General features: G+C 75.7%; 15 protein-coding genes and 1 pseudogene. 12 read left to right on the plus strand and 4 right to left on the minus strand.

Features of this window, described 5'->3' with window-relative positions:
• Positions 1-3 precede the first annotated feature (3 nt).
• Together KIK08_RS04970 and KIK08_RS04975 are read left to right on the plus strand one after the other, a co-directional pair.
• Positions 4-1,125, plus strand: coding sequence for an acyl-CoA dehydrogenase family protein (locus tag KIK08_RS04970; RefSeq protein WP_214401792.1), 1,122 nt, complete (start codon positions 4-6; stop codon positions 1,123-1,125).
• A gap of 99 nt (positions 1,126-1,224) precedes the next feature.
• On the plus strand, positions 1,225-2,403 hold the full coding sequence (locus tag KIK08_RS04975; protein WP_214401793.1) for an alpha/beta fold hydrolase: 1,179 nt from the start codon (positions 1,225-1,227) through the stop codon (positions 2,401-2,403).
• Positions 2,404-2,962: 559 nt separating this feature from the next.
• Here the strand turns inward: KIK08_RS04975 and KIK08_RS04980 are convergent.
• Positions 2,963-4,612, minus strand: a complete 1,650-nt coding sequence (locus KIK08_RS04980; RefSeq protein ID WP_214401794.1) for a PHA/PHB synthase family protein — start codon at positions 4,610-4,612, stop codon at positions 2,963-2,965.
• 176 nt (positions 4,613-4,788) lie between these two features.
• Between KIK08_RS04980 and KIK08_RS04985 the strand changes: the two genes are divergently transcribed.
• The 6 genes from KIK08_RS04985 to KIK08_RS05010 all read left to right on the plus strand — a co-directional run bounded on the left by KIK08_RS04985 (position 4,789) and on the right by KIK08_RS05010 (position 9,227).
• Positions 4,789-5,022 (plus strand): hypothetical protein, encoded by a 234-nt coding sequence (locus KIK08_RS04985; RefSeq protein ID WP_214401795.1) that lies wholly within the window; start codon positions 4,789-4,791, stop codon positions 5,020-5,022.
• 112 nt (positions 5,023-5,134) lie between these two features.
• A complete protein-coding gene (locus KIK08_RS04990; protein ID WP_214401796.1) occupies positions 5,135-5,842 on the plus strand; it encodes a DUF998 domain-containing protein in 708 nt (235 codons plus the stop codon).
• A gap of 41 nt (positions 5,843-5,883) precedes the next feature.
• Positions 5,884-6,270 carry a YciI family protein gene (locus KIK08_RS04995; RefSeq protein ID WP_214401797.1) on the plus strand — a complete coding sequence of 129 codons (387 nt, stop codon included), beginning with the start codon at positions 5,884-5,886 and terminating at the stop codon, positions 6,268-6,270.
• A 69-nt stretch (positions 6,271-6,339) separates the two neighbouring features.
• Positions 6,340-7,641, plus strand: a complete 1,302-nt coding sequence (locus KIK08_RS05000; RefSeq protein WP_214401798.1) for an RNA polymerase sigma factor — start codon at positions 6,340-6,342, stop codon at positions 7,639-7,641.
• Positions 7,642-7,650: 9 nt separating this feature from the next.
• A complete protein-coding gene (locus tag KIK08_RS05005; protein WP_214401799.1) occupies positions 7,651-8,286 on the plus strand; it encodes a YoaK family protein in 636 nt (211 codons plus the stop codon).
• 77 nt (positions 8,287-8,363) lie between these two features.
• A complete protein-coding gene (locus KIK08_RS05010; RefSeq protein WP_214401800.1) occupies positions 8,364-9,227 on the plus strand; it encodes a L,D-transpeptidase family protein in 864 nt (287 codons plus the stop codon).
• Positions 9,228-9,239: 12 nt separating this feature from the next.
• On the opposite strand, the gene KIK08_RS05015 is transcribed toward KIK08_RS05010, so the two are convergent.
• Complete coding sequence (locus KIK08_RS05015; protein WP_214401801.1) at positions 9,240-10,571, minus strand: MFS transporter; 1,332 nt, start codon at positions 10,569-10,571, stop codon at positions 9,240-9,242.
• 464 nt (positions 10,572-11,035) lie between these two features.
• Between KIK08_RS05015 and KIK08_RS05020 the strand changes: the two are divergent.
• Together KIK08_RS05020 and KIK08_RS42345 are read left to right on the plus strand one after the other, a co-directional pair.
• A pseudogene (locus tag KIK08_RS05020) lies at positions 11,036-12,196 on the plus strand (NAD(P)/FAD-dependent oxidoreductase); the annotation flags it as partial.
• A 120-nt stretch (positions 12,197-12,316) separates the two neighbouring features.
• Positions 12,317-12,490, plus strand: coding sequence for a CsbD family protein (locus tag KIK08_RS42345; RefSeq protein ID WP_214401808.1), 174 nt, complete (start codon positions 12,317-12,319; stop codon positions 12,488-12,490).
• 80 nt (positions 12,491-12,570) lie between these two features.
• On the opposite strand, the gene KIK08_RS41510 is transcribed toward KIK08_RS42345, so the two are convergent.
• Both KIK08_RS41510 and KIK08_RS05035 read right to left on the minus strand, forming a co-directional pair.
• Positions 12,571-13,281, minus strand: coding sequence for an Ntn hydrolase family protein (locus tag KIK08_RS41510; RefSeq protein ID WP_214401802.1), 711 nt, complete (start codon positions 13,279-13,281; stop codon positions 12,571-12,573).
• Positions 13,282-13,369: 88 nt separating this feature from the next.
• Positions 13,370-14,551, minus strand: a complete 1,182-nt coding sequence (locus KIK08_RS05035; RefSeq protein WP_308257398.1) for a CapA family protein — start codon at positions 14,549-14,551, stop codon at positions 13,370-13,372.
• A gap of 269 nt (positions 14,552-14,820) precedes the next feature.
• Here KIK08_RS05035 and KIK08_RS05040 point away from each other — a divergent pair, with 269 nt between their 5' ends.
• Both KIK08_RS05040 and KIK08_RS05045 read left to right on the plus strand, forming a co-directional pair.
• Positions 14,821-15,510: a hypothetical protein gene (locus KIK08_RS05040; protein WP_214401803.1), complete on the plus strand. Its 690-nt coding sequence runs from the start codon at positions 14,821-14,823 to the stop codon at positions 15,508-15,510.
• A gap of 28 nt (positions 15,511-15,538) precedes the next feature.
• Positions 15,539-15,917 (plus strand): hypothetical protein (locus tag KIK08_RS05045; RefSeq protein ID WP_214401804.1); only part of this gene is annotated, 379 nt, incomplete at its 3' end.

Genomic DNA, 15,917 nt, shown 5'->3' on the forward strand with positions numbered 1-15,917 from the left:
GGCATGGACTTCGGGTTCACCGACGAGCAGGCGCTGCTGCGCGAGAGCGTCACCCGCTACCTGGAGAAGAACTACTCGTTCGAGGCCCGCCGGGCGCTCGTGCGCTCCGACCGCCCGTTCTCGCCCGAGGTCTGGGCGACGTTCACCGAGCTCGGACTGCTCGGCCTGCCCTTCCCGGAAGGGGTCGGCGGCCTGGGCGGCTCGGTCGTCGACGTCGTGGCCATCGCCGAGCCGTTCGGCGAGCACCTGCTGGTCGAGCCCTACCTGCCCACGATCCTGCTGGCCGGGCGCGCGCTCGCCGCGGCCGGTGAGCACCCGGTGGCGCGCGACTGGCTCGCCCGGATCGTGGCCGGCGACGCGCACGGCGCGCTCGCCCACGAGGAGGGCCGGGGCACGCCGGACCCGGCGCGGGTGGCGACCCGCTGCCGCAGGTCCGGCGACGGCTACCGACTCGACGGCGAGAAGCGGCTGGTGCTGGGCGCCGCGCACGCCGACGTGCTGGTCGTCACCGCCCGCATCGACGACGGGACCGGCGGGCTCGCCCTGCTGGTCGTCGAGCCCGGCGCGTCCGGCGTCCGGATCACCCCGTTCCGCACGATCGACGGCCGCAGCGCCGCCCACGTCGGCTTCGACGCCGTCGAGGTGCCCGCGGAGCACTGCCTGACGACCGACGCGCACGCGGCGATCACCGCCACGCTGGCCGACGCCGTCGTCGCGCTCGCCGCCGAGGGGGTCGGGGCCATGACCGCCCTGCTGCGGCGCACCGCCGAGTACGCCGCCACCCGCAAGCAGTTCGGCGTGCCGATCGCGGGCTTCCAGGCCGTGGCCCACCGGCTGGCCGACATGCGGATCGCCTGCACCAAGGCCCGCGCCACGCTGCTGCGCACCGCCGCGCTGGCCGAGGCCGGGCGGGCGGCGCCGCGCGACATCTCCGTGCTCAAGGCCCAGGTCGGGCGCCTGGGCCGGGCGGTCGGCGAGGCGGCGGTGCAGACCCACGGCGGCGTCGGGACCACCGACGAGCTGGCGGTCGGGCACTACCTCAAGCGACTGCTGGCCATCGACGCGATGTTCGGCGACAGCGAGTACCACCTGCGGCTCGTGGGGGCGGGCACACCCGCGGTGTGACCTGCGACGCCTGTCATCCCGATCGGTACGACCCGGCTTGCGTGGTTGTCCAAGCAGCGCTTAGCGTGCGCAGCAGCCAGCGGGAGCAGGAGCGCACGGATGACGACCACCGGGACCGGCACCACCCTCCCCCGCGCCCTGCGCCACCTCGTCGACCACACGGCCGCCACCCTCGACGCCACCAACCGGGAGATCACCCGCGCGGCCACCCGGTCGCTGGCCGAGGCCGGCACCCGGACGCCGCTCGACACCGCCAGCAGAGCGGTGAAGTGGTGGACGGTGCAGGCCGATCGCCGCCGCCCCAACTGGCACACACCCAACGAGGTCGTGCTCAGCACGCCGTTCGCGCACCTGCGCGACATGACCGCGCCGCGCCACCGCGGCGACGACGTCGTCCCGACCCTCGTGCTGCCGCCGCAGGCCGGGCACTCCAGCCACATCGTCGACCACTCCGCCGAGCAGACCCAGCTCGGCACGATCGCCGCCGCCGGCCTCACCCGGCTGCACGTGCTGCAGTGGCGCCCGGCCACCGCCGCCACCGCGCACGTCACGATCACCCATTACCTGGACGTGGTCGACCGCTCGATCCGGCTGCTGGGCGGACGGGCGAACCTGGTCGGCGACTGCCAGGGCGGCTGGCTGGCCGCCATCTACGCGGCGCTGCACCCCCACCGCGTGCACACCCTCACCCTGGCCGGCGCACCCATCGACTTCCACGCCGGCGAGTCCGTGATCGCCTCCAGCACCCGGGTCCTCACCAGCGCGTTCGGCCTGGCGCCCTACCGGGCCCTGGTGGCGGCGGGCGGCGGGGTCATGCCGGGGCGCGCGGTGCTGGCCAACTTCATCGCGATCCGGCCGCAGGCCGAACTGGCCCGCCAGTGGGACCTGCTGGCCCACCTCGACGACGACGCCCACGTCCGGCGCCACCGGGCGTTCGACGACTGGTTCACCCACACCCAGGACATCCCCGGCGCCTTCTACCTGTGGCTGGTCGAGCACCTGTTCCGGCGCAACGAGTTCGTCCGCGGCGACCTGGTCGTCGACGGGCGTCGCGCCGACCCGGCCGCGATCACCTGCCCGCTGTTCCTGCTGGCCGGCGAGACCGACCACATCACCCCGGCACCCCAGGTGTTCGCCCTCGCCGATGTGGTGGGGACGCCGTCGGAGCGGGTCACCATGCGCACTGCGGCGGGTGGGCACCTCGGGTTGTTCATGGGGCACGAGGCGCTGCGGGTGGATTGGCCGCCGCTGCTGGCGGCTGTGCGCGCGTTGTCCTGACCCTCGGGTGGGCCTTCCTTTGAGGGGCCTCCGGCGGCTCCTCCGCGGAGGGCGACCTCTGATCGAGCAGGGGGGTCAGCCCCTGCCGTCACGGCATCCGGGGGGTGGAATGGCCGCTCCGCGGCCAGCTTCGCGGTCGCTCAGGGCGGGCGGGGCGTCCTCGCAGCGCGGGGTGGGCGTCGCAGCGCCCGGTGGGTGTCCTCGCAGCGCCGGGTGGGCGTCGCAGCGCCGGGTGCGCGGCGTCCTCGCAGCGCCAGGTGGGTGCCGTAGCGCCGGGTGCGCGGCGTCCTCGCAGCGCCAGGTGGGGGCCGTAGCGCCGGGTGCGCGGCGTCCTCGCAGCGCCAGGTGGGTGCCGTAGCGCTGGCTGAGTCGTCGCAGCCCGCCGGCGGGCTGCGAAGACAGCGCTGGGTCTGCGAGGGCTCCGAATCACATGATCGACTCGACCTGGGAGGGCGACCACGCACACGTGCAGGCGTCTTCGCAGAGTCCCCCTGGTCTCCGCAGGGTCCACAGCACCTGCGAAGACCGCACCACCCCTGCGAAGACGCCCCGCGCCCGCTCAGCCGCGAACGTACCGACCAGGCCCCTCCCCCAGCACCGGATACCGTCGGCTGCCCGTGGGCGGCGGCTCCCGCAGCGGCCCCGCCCCCGCCCTCGCCCACTCCACCCAGTCCTCCCACCACGTGCCCGGCCGCCGCTGCGCCCCCTCCCGCCAGTCCTGCGCGCTGGTCGCACCCCCGTCACCGACCATGTGCCACGCCTTCGGCCCGGGCGGGCTGACGATCCCGGCGATGTGCCCGCCGCTGACCAGCACGAACCGGGCCGGGCCGGCGACCAGGCCCACCGACCTGTAGGCCGACTCCCACGGCACGATGTGGTCGTTGACCGCGCTCACCACGTACACCGGAGAGGTGATGGCGCCCAGGTCGACCGGGGCGCCGGCGAGCCGCAGGGTGCCCGCGGCGAGCGCGTTGCCGACGTAGAACTCGCGCAGGTAGAACGCGTGCATCGCGGCCGGCATGCGGGTGCTGTCGGCGTTCCAGGCCAGGATGTCGAACGCCGGCGGGTCCTGGCCCATCAGCCAACCGGACACCAGGTAGCCGAAGATCAGGTCGTTGGCCCGCAGCAGGTCGAACGTGGCCGCCATGGAGCTGGCGGGCAGCGTGCCCCGCTCCGCCATCCGGCGTTCGAGCTTGGCCACGGTCCGGGCGTCGGTGAACGTGGCCAGCGGACCCGGCTCGGTGTAGTCGAGCATCGTGTTGAGCAGGGTCAGCGAGCCCACCCGCCGGTCGCCCGCCCCGGCGAGGTGGGCGGCGGTGATGGCGGTCAGCGCGCCGCCCAGGCAGAGCCCCACGATGTCGACGGTGTCCGCGCCGGTGATCGCGGTGATGACGTCGACCGCCGTGCGCGGGCCGTGCACCAGGTAGTCGTCCATGGTGGTGGCGGCCATCCCCGGCGACGGGTTGCGGTAGCTGATCGCGAACACGGTGCGCCCGTGGCGCACCGCCCACTCGACGAAGCTGCGGCCCGGCGCCAGGTCCATCACGTAGTACTTGTTGATCCACGGTGGGCTGCACAGCAGCGGCACCGCGTGCACGCGCTCGGTCTGCGGCTCGTACTGCAGCAGCTCCATCAGCTCGTTGCGGAACACCACCTTCGCGGGGGTGGCGGCGAGGTCGCGGCCGAGCTCGAAGCCGCTCGTGTCCACCTGGCGGGGGCGTCCGCGGTTGTTCACCAGGTCGTCGACGAAGTTGCGGGCGCCCCGGACCAGGCTCGCGCCGCCCGTGTCGAAGGCCAGCCGGAGCGCGGCCGGGTTGAGTGGCAGCAGGTTGGTCGGCGCGGCGGCGTCGAGCAGCAGGTCGGTGGCCAGCGCCGCCTTGCGCGCCACGTCGGGCTCCAGCGCGGCCGCCCCGACGACGTCGCGGGCGAACCTCGACGCTGCCGCGTAGCCGAGCCTGGTCGCGTGGAACAGCGGGTTCGACGTCCAGGCGGGGTCGGCGAAGCGGCGGTCGGGCGCGACCGGGGGCTCGACGTCCCCGCCGAGCCAGCGCGTTGCGGCCACGACCGGGGCCCGGGCCAGGTCGCCGGCCAGCCGGACCGACGCCGACAGCGTGGGCGCGGGGTGCGCCAGGGTGGCCAGCAGCGCCCGGCGCAGCGCGTCGCCGAACCCGACCACGTCGAGGTCCGGGGGGTCGACCGGGAGCCGCATCCGCGCCACCACCCCTCCTCGGCGTCGAGCCGGCGGTGCCGTGCTGACGGTAACCCGACCACCCGGCGAACGCGCACGGCACGGCGACCGGCCGTACGCACAACTGCGTATGGCCCGCGTGCCCCCGGTGCAGGACCGTGTCCGTGTCACCGCACGGAGAGGTCAGGAGTACCGGGATGGGCCGATACGGACCACACCTGAAGGCCATCGTCGCCGCGCTGGTCAGCGGCCTCATCGCCTTCCTGTCGTCGCTGCTCACCGCGCTGCAGGGCGAGCACACGGGCTTCGACACCGTCACCGCGGGCCAGTGGGTCACCGCCGTGCTGGCGTTCCTGGTCGGGCTCGGGGTCAGCGGCGGGGCGACCCACCGCGTGGGCAACCGGACGCCGGCGGTCGACGCGAAGGTCTGACCCCGGAAGGGGCCGCGGAAAAAATCTCCGGTCCGCTGCAAAACCCGGGTCGGTCGCTCGTGGAGTCGGTGAACGCCCCCGACGACCGGGGGCCGAGACCGGGAGACCCACCATGAGCGGCACCCAGCCCACCATCCCCACCCGCGCCGGAACCGTCTCGACGCCCGAGGAGCTCACCGCCGACCGCGTCACCAAGTCGCTGCTGGGCTACGGCGTCATCGCCGGCCCGGTCTACGTGGTCACCTCGCTCGCCCAGGCGCTGCTGCGCGACGGCTTCGACCTGGGCCGCCACGCCTGGAGCCAGCTCGCGCTGGGCGGGCCCGGCTGGGTCCAGGTCACCAACTTCGTGGTCAGCGGCCTGATGACGATCGCGGCCGCGGTCGGGCTGCACCGCGCGCTGCGCACCGGCCCGGCCGCGACGTGGTCACCGCGGCTGCTCGCGGTATTCGGGCTGAGCCTGATCGCCGCCGGCGCCTTCCCGGTGGACCCGGCCGGCGGCTTCCCGGTCGGCGCGCCGCAGGCCACCGCGATCAGCGCCACCGCGGCGGTCCACATGCTGGCCGGGGCCATCGGCTTCCCCTGCCTGGCCGCCGCCCTGCTCCTGCTGGCCCGGCGGCTGTCCGGCGAGGGTTTCCCCCGGCTGGCCCTGGCCTGCCGCCTGGTCGGCCCGCTGTTCCTGGTCGCGTTCCTCGCCATGGCCTCCGGCGCGCTCGGCGCCGCCGGCATTCCGGTGTTCGTGGTCGCGGTGATCGCCGTGTTCGCGCTGCTGAGCGTGGTGTTCGTGCACCGCTACCGGCAGATGCCCAACACCGACGGCTGACCCCTCTCCCACCCGCAACGCACCCCCGGAAGGATCGTCCGATGCGCTACCTCGTCGTCCTCGAAGCCACCCAGCCCCCGACTCCCCCGCCCGCCGAGCTGATGGCCGGCATCATGGCGCTGGGCGAGGAGGCCACCCGGGCCGGCGCCCTGCTCGACAACGCCGGTCTCGCCCCCAGCGCGGCAGGCGCCCGGCTCACGGTCACCGGCGACGCCGGCCTGCGGGTCACCGACGGGCCGTTCGCCGAGTCCAAGGAGATGATCAGCTACGCGCTCTACGAGACCACCACCAAGGCCGAGGCGGTCGAGTGGACCAGCCGCTTCATGCGGCTGCACGCCGAGCTGTGGCCCGGCTGGGAGGGCGAGGCCCGGGTGCTGAAGGTGTTCGGCCCCGAGGACTTCGGCCCGGACGGCACTCCCCAGGGCTGACGCAGGGCCGACGCTGCCGCGCCCCCGGTCCCCCGGGGCGCGGCACCCGCGCGTCGGCATGATGGGCGCATGACTGGGTCGACGCCGACGGGGTCCGGACCGGCGGGCATCGCCGCCGTCGAGGCGGTGTGGCGGATCGAGTCGGCCCGCCTCGTCGCCGGCCTGGCCCGGTTCACCGGCGACGTCGGCACCGCCGAGGAGCTCGCGCAGGACGCGCTGGTCACGGCCCTGGAGCAGTGGCCGAGCAGCGGCATCCCGGCGAACCCAGCGGGGTGGCTGATGACCACCGCGAAGAACCGGGCCGTCGACGGGTTCCGCCGCGACGCCGTGCACCGCCGCGCCGTCGAGAAGATCGGCCGCGACACCCCCACCGTCGTCGACGAGGCCGACGCGGTCGACGACGCCCTCGACGACCCGGTCGGCGACGACGTGCTGCGGCTGCTGTTCACCGCCTGCCACCCGGCGCTGAACCGCGAGTACCGGGTGGCGCTGACGCTGCGCTGCCTGACCGGGCTGCGCACCGACGAGATCGCCCGGGCCTTCCTGGTCCCGGAGCCGGTGGCCGGGCAGCGGATCTCGCGGGCCAAGAAGACGCTGCGCGATCGGGGCGTCCGGTTCGAGATGCCCGGGCCGGCCGAGGTCGGCGAGCGGCTCGCCGGCGTCCTGGAAGTGATCTACCTGGTGTTCAACGAGGGCTACAGCGCCACCGCGGGCGACGACTGGATGCGCCCGGCGCTGGCCACCGAGGCCCTGCGGCTGGCCCGGCTGACCGCGGCGCTGGCCGCAAGGGCGCTGCCCACCGAGCCCGAGCCGCACGGGCTGGCCGCGCTGCTCGAACTGACCCAGTCGCGCGCCCCCGCCCGCCGCGACCGCGACGGCCGCCCGGTGCTGCTGCAGCACCAGGACCGCCGCCGGTGGGACCGGCTGCTGGTCCGGCGCGGGCTGGCCGCGCTGGCCCGCGCCCACGACGCGGGCGGCCCGGTCGGCCCGTACACGCTGCAGGCGGCCATCGCCGCTTGCCACGCCACGGCGCCGACCGCCGGGCAGACCGACTGGTCGCGGATCGCCGGCCTCTACGACGTCCTCGGCGCCGCGTGGCCGACCCCGGTCGTGGCGCTCAACCGGGCCATGGCCCACGGGCACGCGTTCGGCCCCGACGCCGGGCTCGCACTGCTCGACGCGGTCGACACCGCGGCGCTGGCGACCTACCCGCAGCTGCCGGGCGTGCGCGGCGAACTCCTGGCGATGGCCGGGCGCCACCGCGAGGCCGCCGAGCGGTTCGCCGAGGCGGCCGCGCTCACCCGCAACGAGGCGGAGCGGGCGCTGTTCGAGGAGCGCGCCGAGCAGGCCCGCTCCCGGGTCGGCGGCTGAGGCACGGCGATGGTCGCGGACGAGCCGCGGGCCGCGGTGGCGGGGCTGCTGCTCGCCGCGACGTCCGGCGCGGCCGACCTCGTCTGCCTGCTCACGCTCGGCGGTGCCTTCGCCGGCGTCATCACCGGGAACATGGTGGTCATCGGCGCGGGCCTGGCCACCGGCGACGTCGCCCGGCTGCTCGCGGTGGGGGTGGCCGTCGCCGGGTTCGCCCTGGGAGCGGCGGCCTGGTCCGCGCTGTGGCGCCGGGCGCCCGACGCGCTGGTCGGGCCGCTGCTGGCCGAGCTGGCGGTGCTGGTGGCCGCGGTCGTCACGTTGGCGCTCACCGGCGGCCGGCCCCCGGAGGTGGTGCTGGGCCTGGCCGCCGTCGCGCTCGGCGGGCAGAGCGTGGTCGGGTTGCGGCTGGGGAAGTCCACGACCTACCTGACCGGCGCGCTGACCACCGCCCTGCACGCGCTGACGACCCGCCCGATCGCCGAGGCCCGGGGGCCCGCCCTGCACGCGGCCGGCCAGCTGACCGCGCTCGTCGCCGGGGCGGTCGGGGCCGCGCTGCTCACCGGCGTCGGGACGTGGGCGGCGCTGCTGCTGGCGCCGGTGCTGGTGGGCGTCGCGGCGGTCGTCGTCGCCGCGGCCCGGCGCCGGTGACCGGAACCCGCCCGTTCGGAGCACATCACACGAGGGAGCCGGCGTCGGTGTGCGACATTGCCGGTGGAGGGGATGCCATGAGCGCGACGATCGGGAAGCGGGTGCTGCGCGCGGCCGCGCTGTGCGCCCTCGTGCTGGTGCTCGGCACCGGGTGCGCGGCAGGGCCCGACCCGCCCGCACCCGCCGCGGCACCGACGACCGTGCCGACGACCCTGCCGACCACCCTGCCGACCACCGCCCCGGCGACGTCGACGGCGGCGGCGCCCGCGCCCACCACCACCCCGGTCCCGGCCACGTCGACCAGCGGGTCGGCCACCTCCCAGGCGCCGGCCCCGGCCGCGCCCGCGGCGCTGCGGCGCGGCGACTCCGGGCCCGAGGTGCTCGCCCTGCAGGAGCGGCTGAGCGGGCTCGGGTACTGGCTGGGCACGCCCGACGGCTCGTTCGGCTCGCTCACCCAGCAGGCCGTCTACGCCCTGCAGGGCGCCGCAGGCCTGGAGCGCGACGGCTCCGTCGGTCCGGCCACCCGCGCCGCCCTCGACGCCGGCACCCGGCCGACGGCCCGCAGCGCGAGCGGCGCGGTCACCGAGATCGACCGCGACGCCGGGCTGATCAGCTTCGTCCGCGACGGCCAGGTGCAGCTGGTCCTGCACACCTCGACCGGCACCTTCGAGACCTACCGCCACGAGGGCAGGCGCCTGCTCGCCGACACGCCGGAGGGCCGGTTCGGCGTCACCTGGGCGCACGACGGCTGGCGCGACGGCGCGCTTGGACGCCTCTACCGACCCCGCTACTTCCACCCCGACGGCATCGCCGTACACGGCTACCCGAGCGTGCCCGCCTACCCGGCCTCGCACGGCTGCGCCCGGGTCAGCGGCCAGGCCATGGACATGATCTGGGCCCGCGACCTCATGCCCCGACGCAGCGAGGTGTGGGTCTACTGACCGCGTGGCCGGTCAGCGCACCGACTTGATCGGCAGGATGGCGAGCGCACCGGCGACGGCGATGACCATGCCGATCGGGAACAGCGCGGCGTAGCCGAGCGTGCTCACGATCGTGCCGGCCAGGGCGGCGCCCAGCGCCTGCGGGCCGGTGACGGCGATGTTGAGCACGCCGAGGTAGCGGCCGTTGTCCTCGGTGGTGGGCAGCACCTCCGACAGCAGCGCCTGGTCGACGGCCAGGTAGGAGCCGAAGCCCAGCCCGGCCACCACCGCGTAGATGATCATGCCGGTCATGGTGGGCATCAGCCACGGCGCGATGAGGGACACCCCGATCAGCAGCCCGGCCACGACCGCGGCCGGCTTGCGCCGGCCGGTCCGGTCGCTGACCGGGCCGCCGATGAACGTGCTGACCAGCGTGGCCACCAGCGAGGTGCCGGCCAGCAGCGGGATCATCGCCACGGCGTCGGCGCCGAGTCCGACGTAGTCCTGCAACAGGTACAGCGTGAACGTGCTGACCAGGTAGTAGCCGGCGAAGGTGAGCAGCCTGCCGAGGAAGCCGTAGGCGAAGTCGGGGTGCTTGCGCGGGCTCACCCAGAACGTGCGCACGAGCATCGACCAGTGCAGCGGCGGGCGCGGCTCGGCGCGGTTGTCGTGGTCGGGGTTGAACAGCACGAAACCACCGGCGGCCACGATGACCAGCGCGGAGAGCACGAGGTAGCCCAGCATCAGGTTGCCGGCCAGCAGCGCCCCGAGCACCGACCCACCCAGCACACCGATGATCACCCCGAGCCCGCCGACCGCGGAGAACAGGCCGCGGACGCTGCGCGGGACCCGGTCGGGCATGACGGCCGACTTCGGCCCGAAGTACAGGTTGAGACCGATCGCGACCAGCAGGTTCGTCAGGACGACGCCGACGATCCCGCCCATCAGCCCCAGCACCGTCATCGAGGCGGCGCCGATGACCGCCCCGGAGAGGATCCACGGGGCGCGCCGGCCCCACCGGCTGCGGGTGCGGTCGGACAGCAGCCCGGCGATCGGCTGCGACAGCAGGCCGCCGATCGCGCCGACGGCCGTGACGACCGCCAGGTTGGCCGCCTTGTTGGCCGGATCGATGGTCTGGATCTGCAGCGGGAGCAGCACCCCGTGCACCGATCCCAGCGAGAGGTAGACGCCCAGGCTGGCCACGCCGTACCAGACGAGGAGGCGGCGGAGCCTGCCCGTCACCCTGATCCGCTCGGTGCTCTGCGGGTCGTGCCCCTCGGGGCTGAGCCGCACGGCGGCCGGTTCGACGTCCCCGGCCGGCACGGGGGCCGGTGGGGAGGTCAGGGACTCGTGACCAGAGGTCATGCCGACCGCCTCGTCTCTCTTCATCGAGATGACTCGCAAGCACTCCCCGCGGAGCTGCGTAGACGGAAAGTAAGCGGCGGGTGAGGAACGGGTCAACCGCCAGTCAGCGGAATGCGGGCACTCTAAAGCGCATCGTGGACTCATCCGCTGAGCGGATTCGCAGGTAGGAGCACGCCACAAAGTAGATCAAGACCCTGTTTCGTGACCCGCGGCGCGCCACAGCGATCGACGGTGGCACGACCGCGTTCGCGCAGCGTGAGAGGTGTTCTCGCCGCACGCCGGCGCGCCGCGAGAACACGCCCAGGGCTGCGAGGTGCGCCCGGGACCGCTGCCGGGCCGGGCGCACCCACCGCGAGTTCGTCCGATCGACCAGGGAACCGCCCCCGGTTTCGGTGGATCCCACGATCCCCCGGCCACCCGCACGGTCGAGCATCGAGGCACCGTCCCACCAGGAGGCACCCCCGATGCACCCCCGTCCACCCCGCCGCGTCGTCGTCGCCGGCGCGGGGATCGTCGGCCTGTCCTGCGCGTGGCACCTGCAGCGCCACGGCGCGGAGGTCACGGTGCTCGACCGGTCCGCCGTCGGGGCCGGGGCCTCGTGGGGCAACGCGGGCTACCTCTGCCCCGCCATGACGGTCCCGTTGCCGGAGCCGGCGCTGCTGCGCGAAGGGCTGCGCGGCCTCGCCGATCCGGACTCGCCGCTCGCGCTGGACCCGCGCCCGTCCGCGCGGACCGCCGCGTTCCTGGCGGGGTTCGCGCGCAACGCGACCGGCCGGCGCTGGCGGCGGGCGTTGGCCGCGCTCGCCCCGCTCGCCCGTGCGAGCCTCGGCGCGTTCGACGAGCTCGTCGCGGGTGGGGTGGCGCTGAGGACGCACGAGGCGCCGATCCGGATCGGCTTCGGCCACGGGGAGTCCACCGCCGGCCTGCGCCACGAACTCGACGCCGTCCGCGCATCCGGGCAGGCGGTCGACTTCGGTCCCGCCGAACCGGGCGCGCCGTTCTCGTCCCGGATCGGCCGGGTGATCGAGCTGCGCGGGCAGCGCCACGTCGACCCGGGGCAGGTGCTCGGCGCGCTCGCCGACGCCGTCCGGGCGCGGGGCGGGCGGATCGTCGAGGGCGCGGCGGTCCGCGCGGTCGGGTACGGGCCCGGCGGACTCCAGGTCGACACCTGGAGCGGTGCCCCGCACCGCGCCGACGCCGTCATCCTCGCCACCGGCGCCTGGCTGCCCGAACTCGGCCGGGCGGCGAGGGTGCGCGTGCCGGTGCAGGCCGGGCGCGGCTACTCCTGCACCGTCTCGCTGCCCGAGCCGCTCACGACACCGCTGTACCTGCCCGCCGTCCGGGTCGCGGTCACGCCGTACCGCGGCGGCGCCCGCCTCGCCGGCACGATGGAGATCACCGACCGGGACGCGCCGTTCCGGCAGCGGCGCCTGGCGGCGATCCTGCGCTCCGTCGCGCCCCTGCTGGACGGGTTCGACGCGGCCTCGGTGCGCGACCCGTGGGTCGGTCCCCGGCCCCTCACCCCGGACGGGCTGCCCGTCGTCGGGAGCACCCGGGTGCCGGGCGTCCACGTCGCGGGCGGGCACGGCATGTGGGGGCTGACCCTCGGCCCGGTCACCGGCCGGCTGCTCGCCGACCAGGTCATGACCGGCACGCGCGTCCCCGAACTGGTGGCGCTGGACCCGTCCCGCCGCGCCGGTGGGCCGCAGCGGTTCAACACCGCCCCACTTCGGGTAGCCCGGGGCATGGGTGCTGACGACAAGATCGAGAACAAGGCCGACGAGCTGAAGGGCAAGGCCAAGCAGACGGTCGGCGAGGCCACGGACGACGACGAGCTCCGCACCGAGGGCGAGGTGGACGAGACGAAGGGCCACCTCAAGCAGGCGGGCGAGAAGGTCAAGGACGCCTTCAAGAGCTGACGACCGGCTGACGACCGTCAGCGACGACAGTGCGGCCGGCCACCCACGGGTGCGCCGGCCGCGTCGTCGTGCCCGCTCCGCTACGCGGGCTCGTCGAACAGCCCGTCGAGCAGCTTGTCCTCCAGCTCCTCCCAGCGCCGCACCCGGTCGCGCACCCGTTCGATGTCGTCGGGGTCCAGGGTGCGCGCCCCGTCCGCGGTGATCCGGTAGACGTCGACCGGCCCGCCGATGCTGGGCGAGGTGACCCGCAGGGCGTCGAGCACCCGCACCGCGGCCAGCACACCGTGGTCGACATCGCGCTCGGTCATCCGGAAGTGCGCCAGCAGCGCGCCGGCCTGCTGGGCCATGGCCGCGCCGCTGCCGATGGCGTGGAACCCGACCTCCTCGTAGCGGCCGACCAGCCCGTGCGGGTCGATGTCGGCCAGGAACGGCACGCCGTCCTCGGTGTAACCGGCGATGAGCACGTAGGTGGCCGGGGTGCCGGCGGGCCCGGTCTCGCCGGGGACCTCCGACACGAAGTGCGCGTAGTGGTGGCGCAGCACCGGCACCACCTGCTGCTGCAGCGCGCGCCCGAGGTTCCCGCCGCCCAGCAGCGCGCCGGGGTTGGTCTCGAACAGCTCCTTGACGTCGACGAGGACCGAGCGGGCCCCGCTGCCGCCCCAGGCGGCGGTGTCGCCGAGCGGGTGCAGCTTCTGGGCGGGGTAGCTGAGCCCGCGCGCGGAGTCGGTGATCTGGGAGTCGGCGGCGAGGACGAGGCCGTCCGCGCACTTGAGGGCCAGGACGACGGTCACGGAACCTCCGGGGGACGTGGGGTGGCGGGAACGCCTACCCGGTGGCGGGTGGGCGCGAAACGGATCCGGCGGCCCGCTGTCCGGCGCGCTACCGGTCGGTGATGACGAGGCCGGCCTGCGCCGCCCCGCGCCGCTGGAGCACCTCGACGACCCGGGCGTGCGCCGGGTCCGGCGGCGCGGTGCGCACGACGGCGACCCCGGACCCGTCGGTGCGGATCCGGGTCGGGACGGCCTCGGCGAGCGTGGCGGCGAAGCGCCCGTCCGCGCCGCGCTCGAAGGTGAACCGGACGACGACCGAGTCGGAGGTGGCCACCCGCCCGCTGCGCTGCGCGAGGTGGTTGCCCAGCCCGTGGGCGACCCACTCGCCGCCGATGCGCTCCAGCGGCTGCACGACGTGGGCGTGGTGGCCGAGCACGAGGTCGACGTCCGGCGAGGCGAGCAGGGTGGCGGCGATCGCGTCCTGGGCCGGCGACGGGTCGTGGGCGTACTCGGTGCAGCAGTGCACGCTGGCGATCACGATGTCCGCCCCGGCCGCGCGGGCGGCGGTGGCGTCGGCCAGCACGGCGGTCAGGTCGGGGGCCGTCGACAGGCCGGTCAGGGCGAAGTCGTTGACCGTCCAGCGGCGCTCGGCCGGTTCGCGCACACCGTTGAGGCCGTAGGTCCAGGAGACGTGCCCGACGCGCACGCCCCCGACGTCCACCACCAGCGGGGCGCGGCTCTCGGCCTCGGAGCGGAAGGTCCCGGTGTGGCGCAGGCCGCCCGCGTCGAGCGTGTCGAGGGTGCGGACGAGCCCGTCGAAGCCGGTGTCGAGGGAGTGGTTCGACGCCGTCGAGCAGGTGTCGTACCCGGCCGCGACGAGCGCGTCGACGATCTGCGGCTGCACGGAGAAGGACGGGTAGCCGCGGAACGGCCCCTCCGGCCCCGCCACCGGCGTCTCCAGGTGGCACACCGCCAGGTCGGCCGCGGTGATCAGCGGGGCGACATCGGCGAACACCGGCCGGAAGTCGAACCCGGTGCCGTTCGCCCGGCCGGCCGCCGCGGCCCCGGCCACCAGCGGGCCGCGCTGGTGGACCAGCACGTCGCCGGTGGCCACGACGGTGATCGCGGCGGGCGGCGGTGGGGCGGCGGTCGTGGTCGGGGGGTGCGTCCGCACCACGGGGACCGGCGCCGGAACGGTGGCCGGCACGCTCCCGCACGCCGCCACCGACAGCGCCGCCATCGCAGCGATGACCGCCCGCTCGGCCCACCGCCGGTGCCCCTGGATCGCCACGTCGCCCGCCCCCGCCCGCGAGCCACGCGCGCCGCGCCCCCCGCGTGCGCCGGGAGCCCCGGTGATCAAGACACTAGCCGGTGCGCCCCGTCCGACCGGCTCCGTTCGTGTGCGGGTGCACTCGATCCGGCGACGCGAACCCGTATCCGGGCGGGGTCCCGGACGATCCCGGCGGCGTCCCGACCGACCGGGACGCGGCGACCCTGTCGGGCCCGGTGGGCGGCGGGTGAGGGTGGCCCGGACCGCGTCACCCCGACCGAGGAGCACCCGTGACCGCGACCGAATCCACCGCCCGCCTCTCCCCCGCCGTCCCGGCGGCCCCGCCGGGCACCGCGTGGGCGTGGGCCGGTGTCGCCGGCGGTGTCGTCGGCCTCGTCGGGCTGATGGCCACCGGCGACCTCTACGACGTGACCACCGGCGCCGTCGCCGACAACGCGGCGCTGGCCGCGGCCGTGGCCGAGCGCGCGACGCTCGTCTGGGTGCAGCAGGCGGTCTGCGCGGCGGTCGCCGCCTGCCTGCTGGTGTTCGGCACCGGCCTGCGCCGCCACCTCGTGGCGCGCACCCCCGGTGGGAGCCTGCTGCCCGCGGTGGCCGCGGGCGGGGTGCTGCTGACCGCGGCGGCGGTGGTCGTGGGCGGGGGCATCGCGACCGAGATGTACTGGGCGCTGACCGGCCCGCAGCCCTTCGACGCCGACACCGTCGGCGCGCAGGTCACCTTCTACAACACCATCGCGTGGCTGTGGGGTCCGTTGGGGGCCTCGGCCGCGGCGGTGGCGCTGGCCGGGCGCGCCCGGCGCGGCGTCGGGCGCGGGGTGGTCGTCTTCAGCGCGCTGATGGCGCTGCTGCTCGCCGCCACGCAGGCGCTGCCGGTGCAGTACGCGGCGGTCCTGCCCGGGGCGCTGTGGCTGGTCGGCGCCGGGGCGGCGTTCGCCGTCGGGGCCCGCCGGTCCCGCCGCTGACCCGGCGCTGCGGATATCGTCCGTCGTCGTGACCCGCGGAGCGCGCCTGGTGCGGCGGGCGGCGCTGCCCGCGGCCACCGCCGTGCTGGCGGCCGTGGTCGGGGCGGTCGCGGTGGGGATCGCGGCCGGGACCGCGGCCGTCGACCTCGTGCACATGGTGGTCGTCGTCGCCTGCGCCGTCACCGGGGGGCTGGTGGCGCGGCAGCGTCCGGACAGCCCGGTCGGCCTGCTGCTGCTCGGCAGCGCGGCGTGCTTCGCGCTGCTGGAGCTGTGCGGGCGGCTGGCGCTCACCCTGCCCGACGGCCCGGCCGCCGCGGCGCTGGCCTGGCCGTCGACGTGGCTGTGGGCGCCGGGCAACGCGCTGCTCGCCGCCGCACCGGTGTGCTTCCCCGACGGGCGCGCGGCCC

Source organism: Pseudonocardia lacus (assembly GCF_018531445.1).
Classification (GTDB): Bacteria; Actinomycetota; Actinomycetes; order Mycobacteriales; family Pseudonocardiaceae; genus Pseudonocardia; species Pseudonocardia lacus.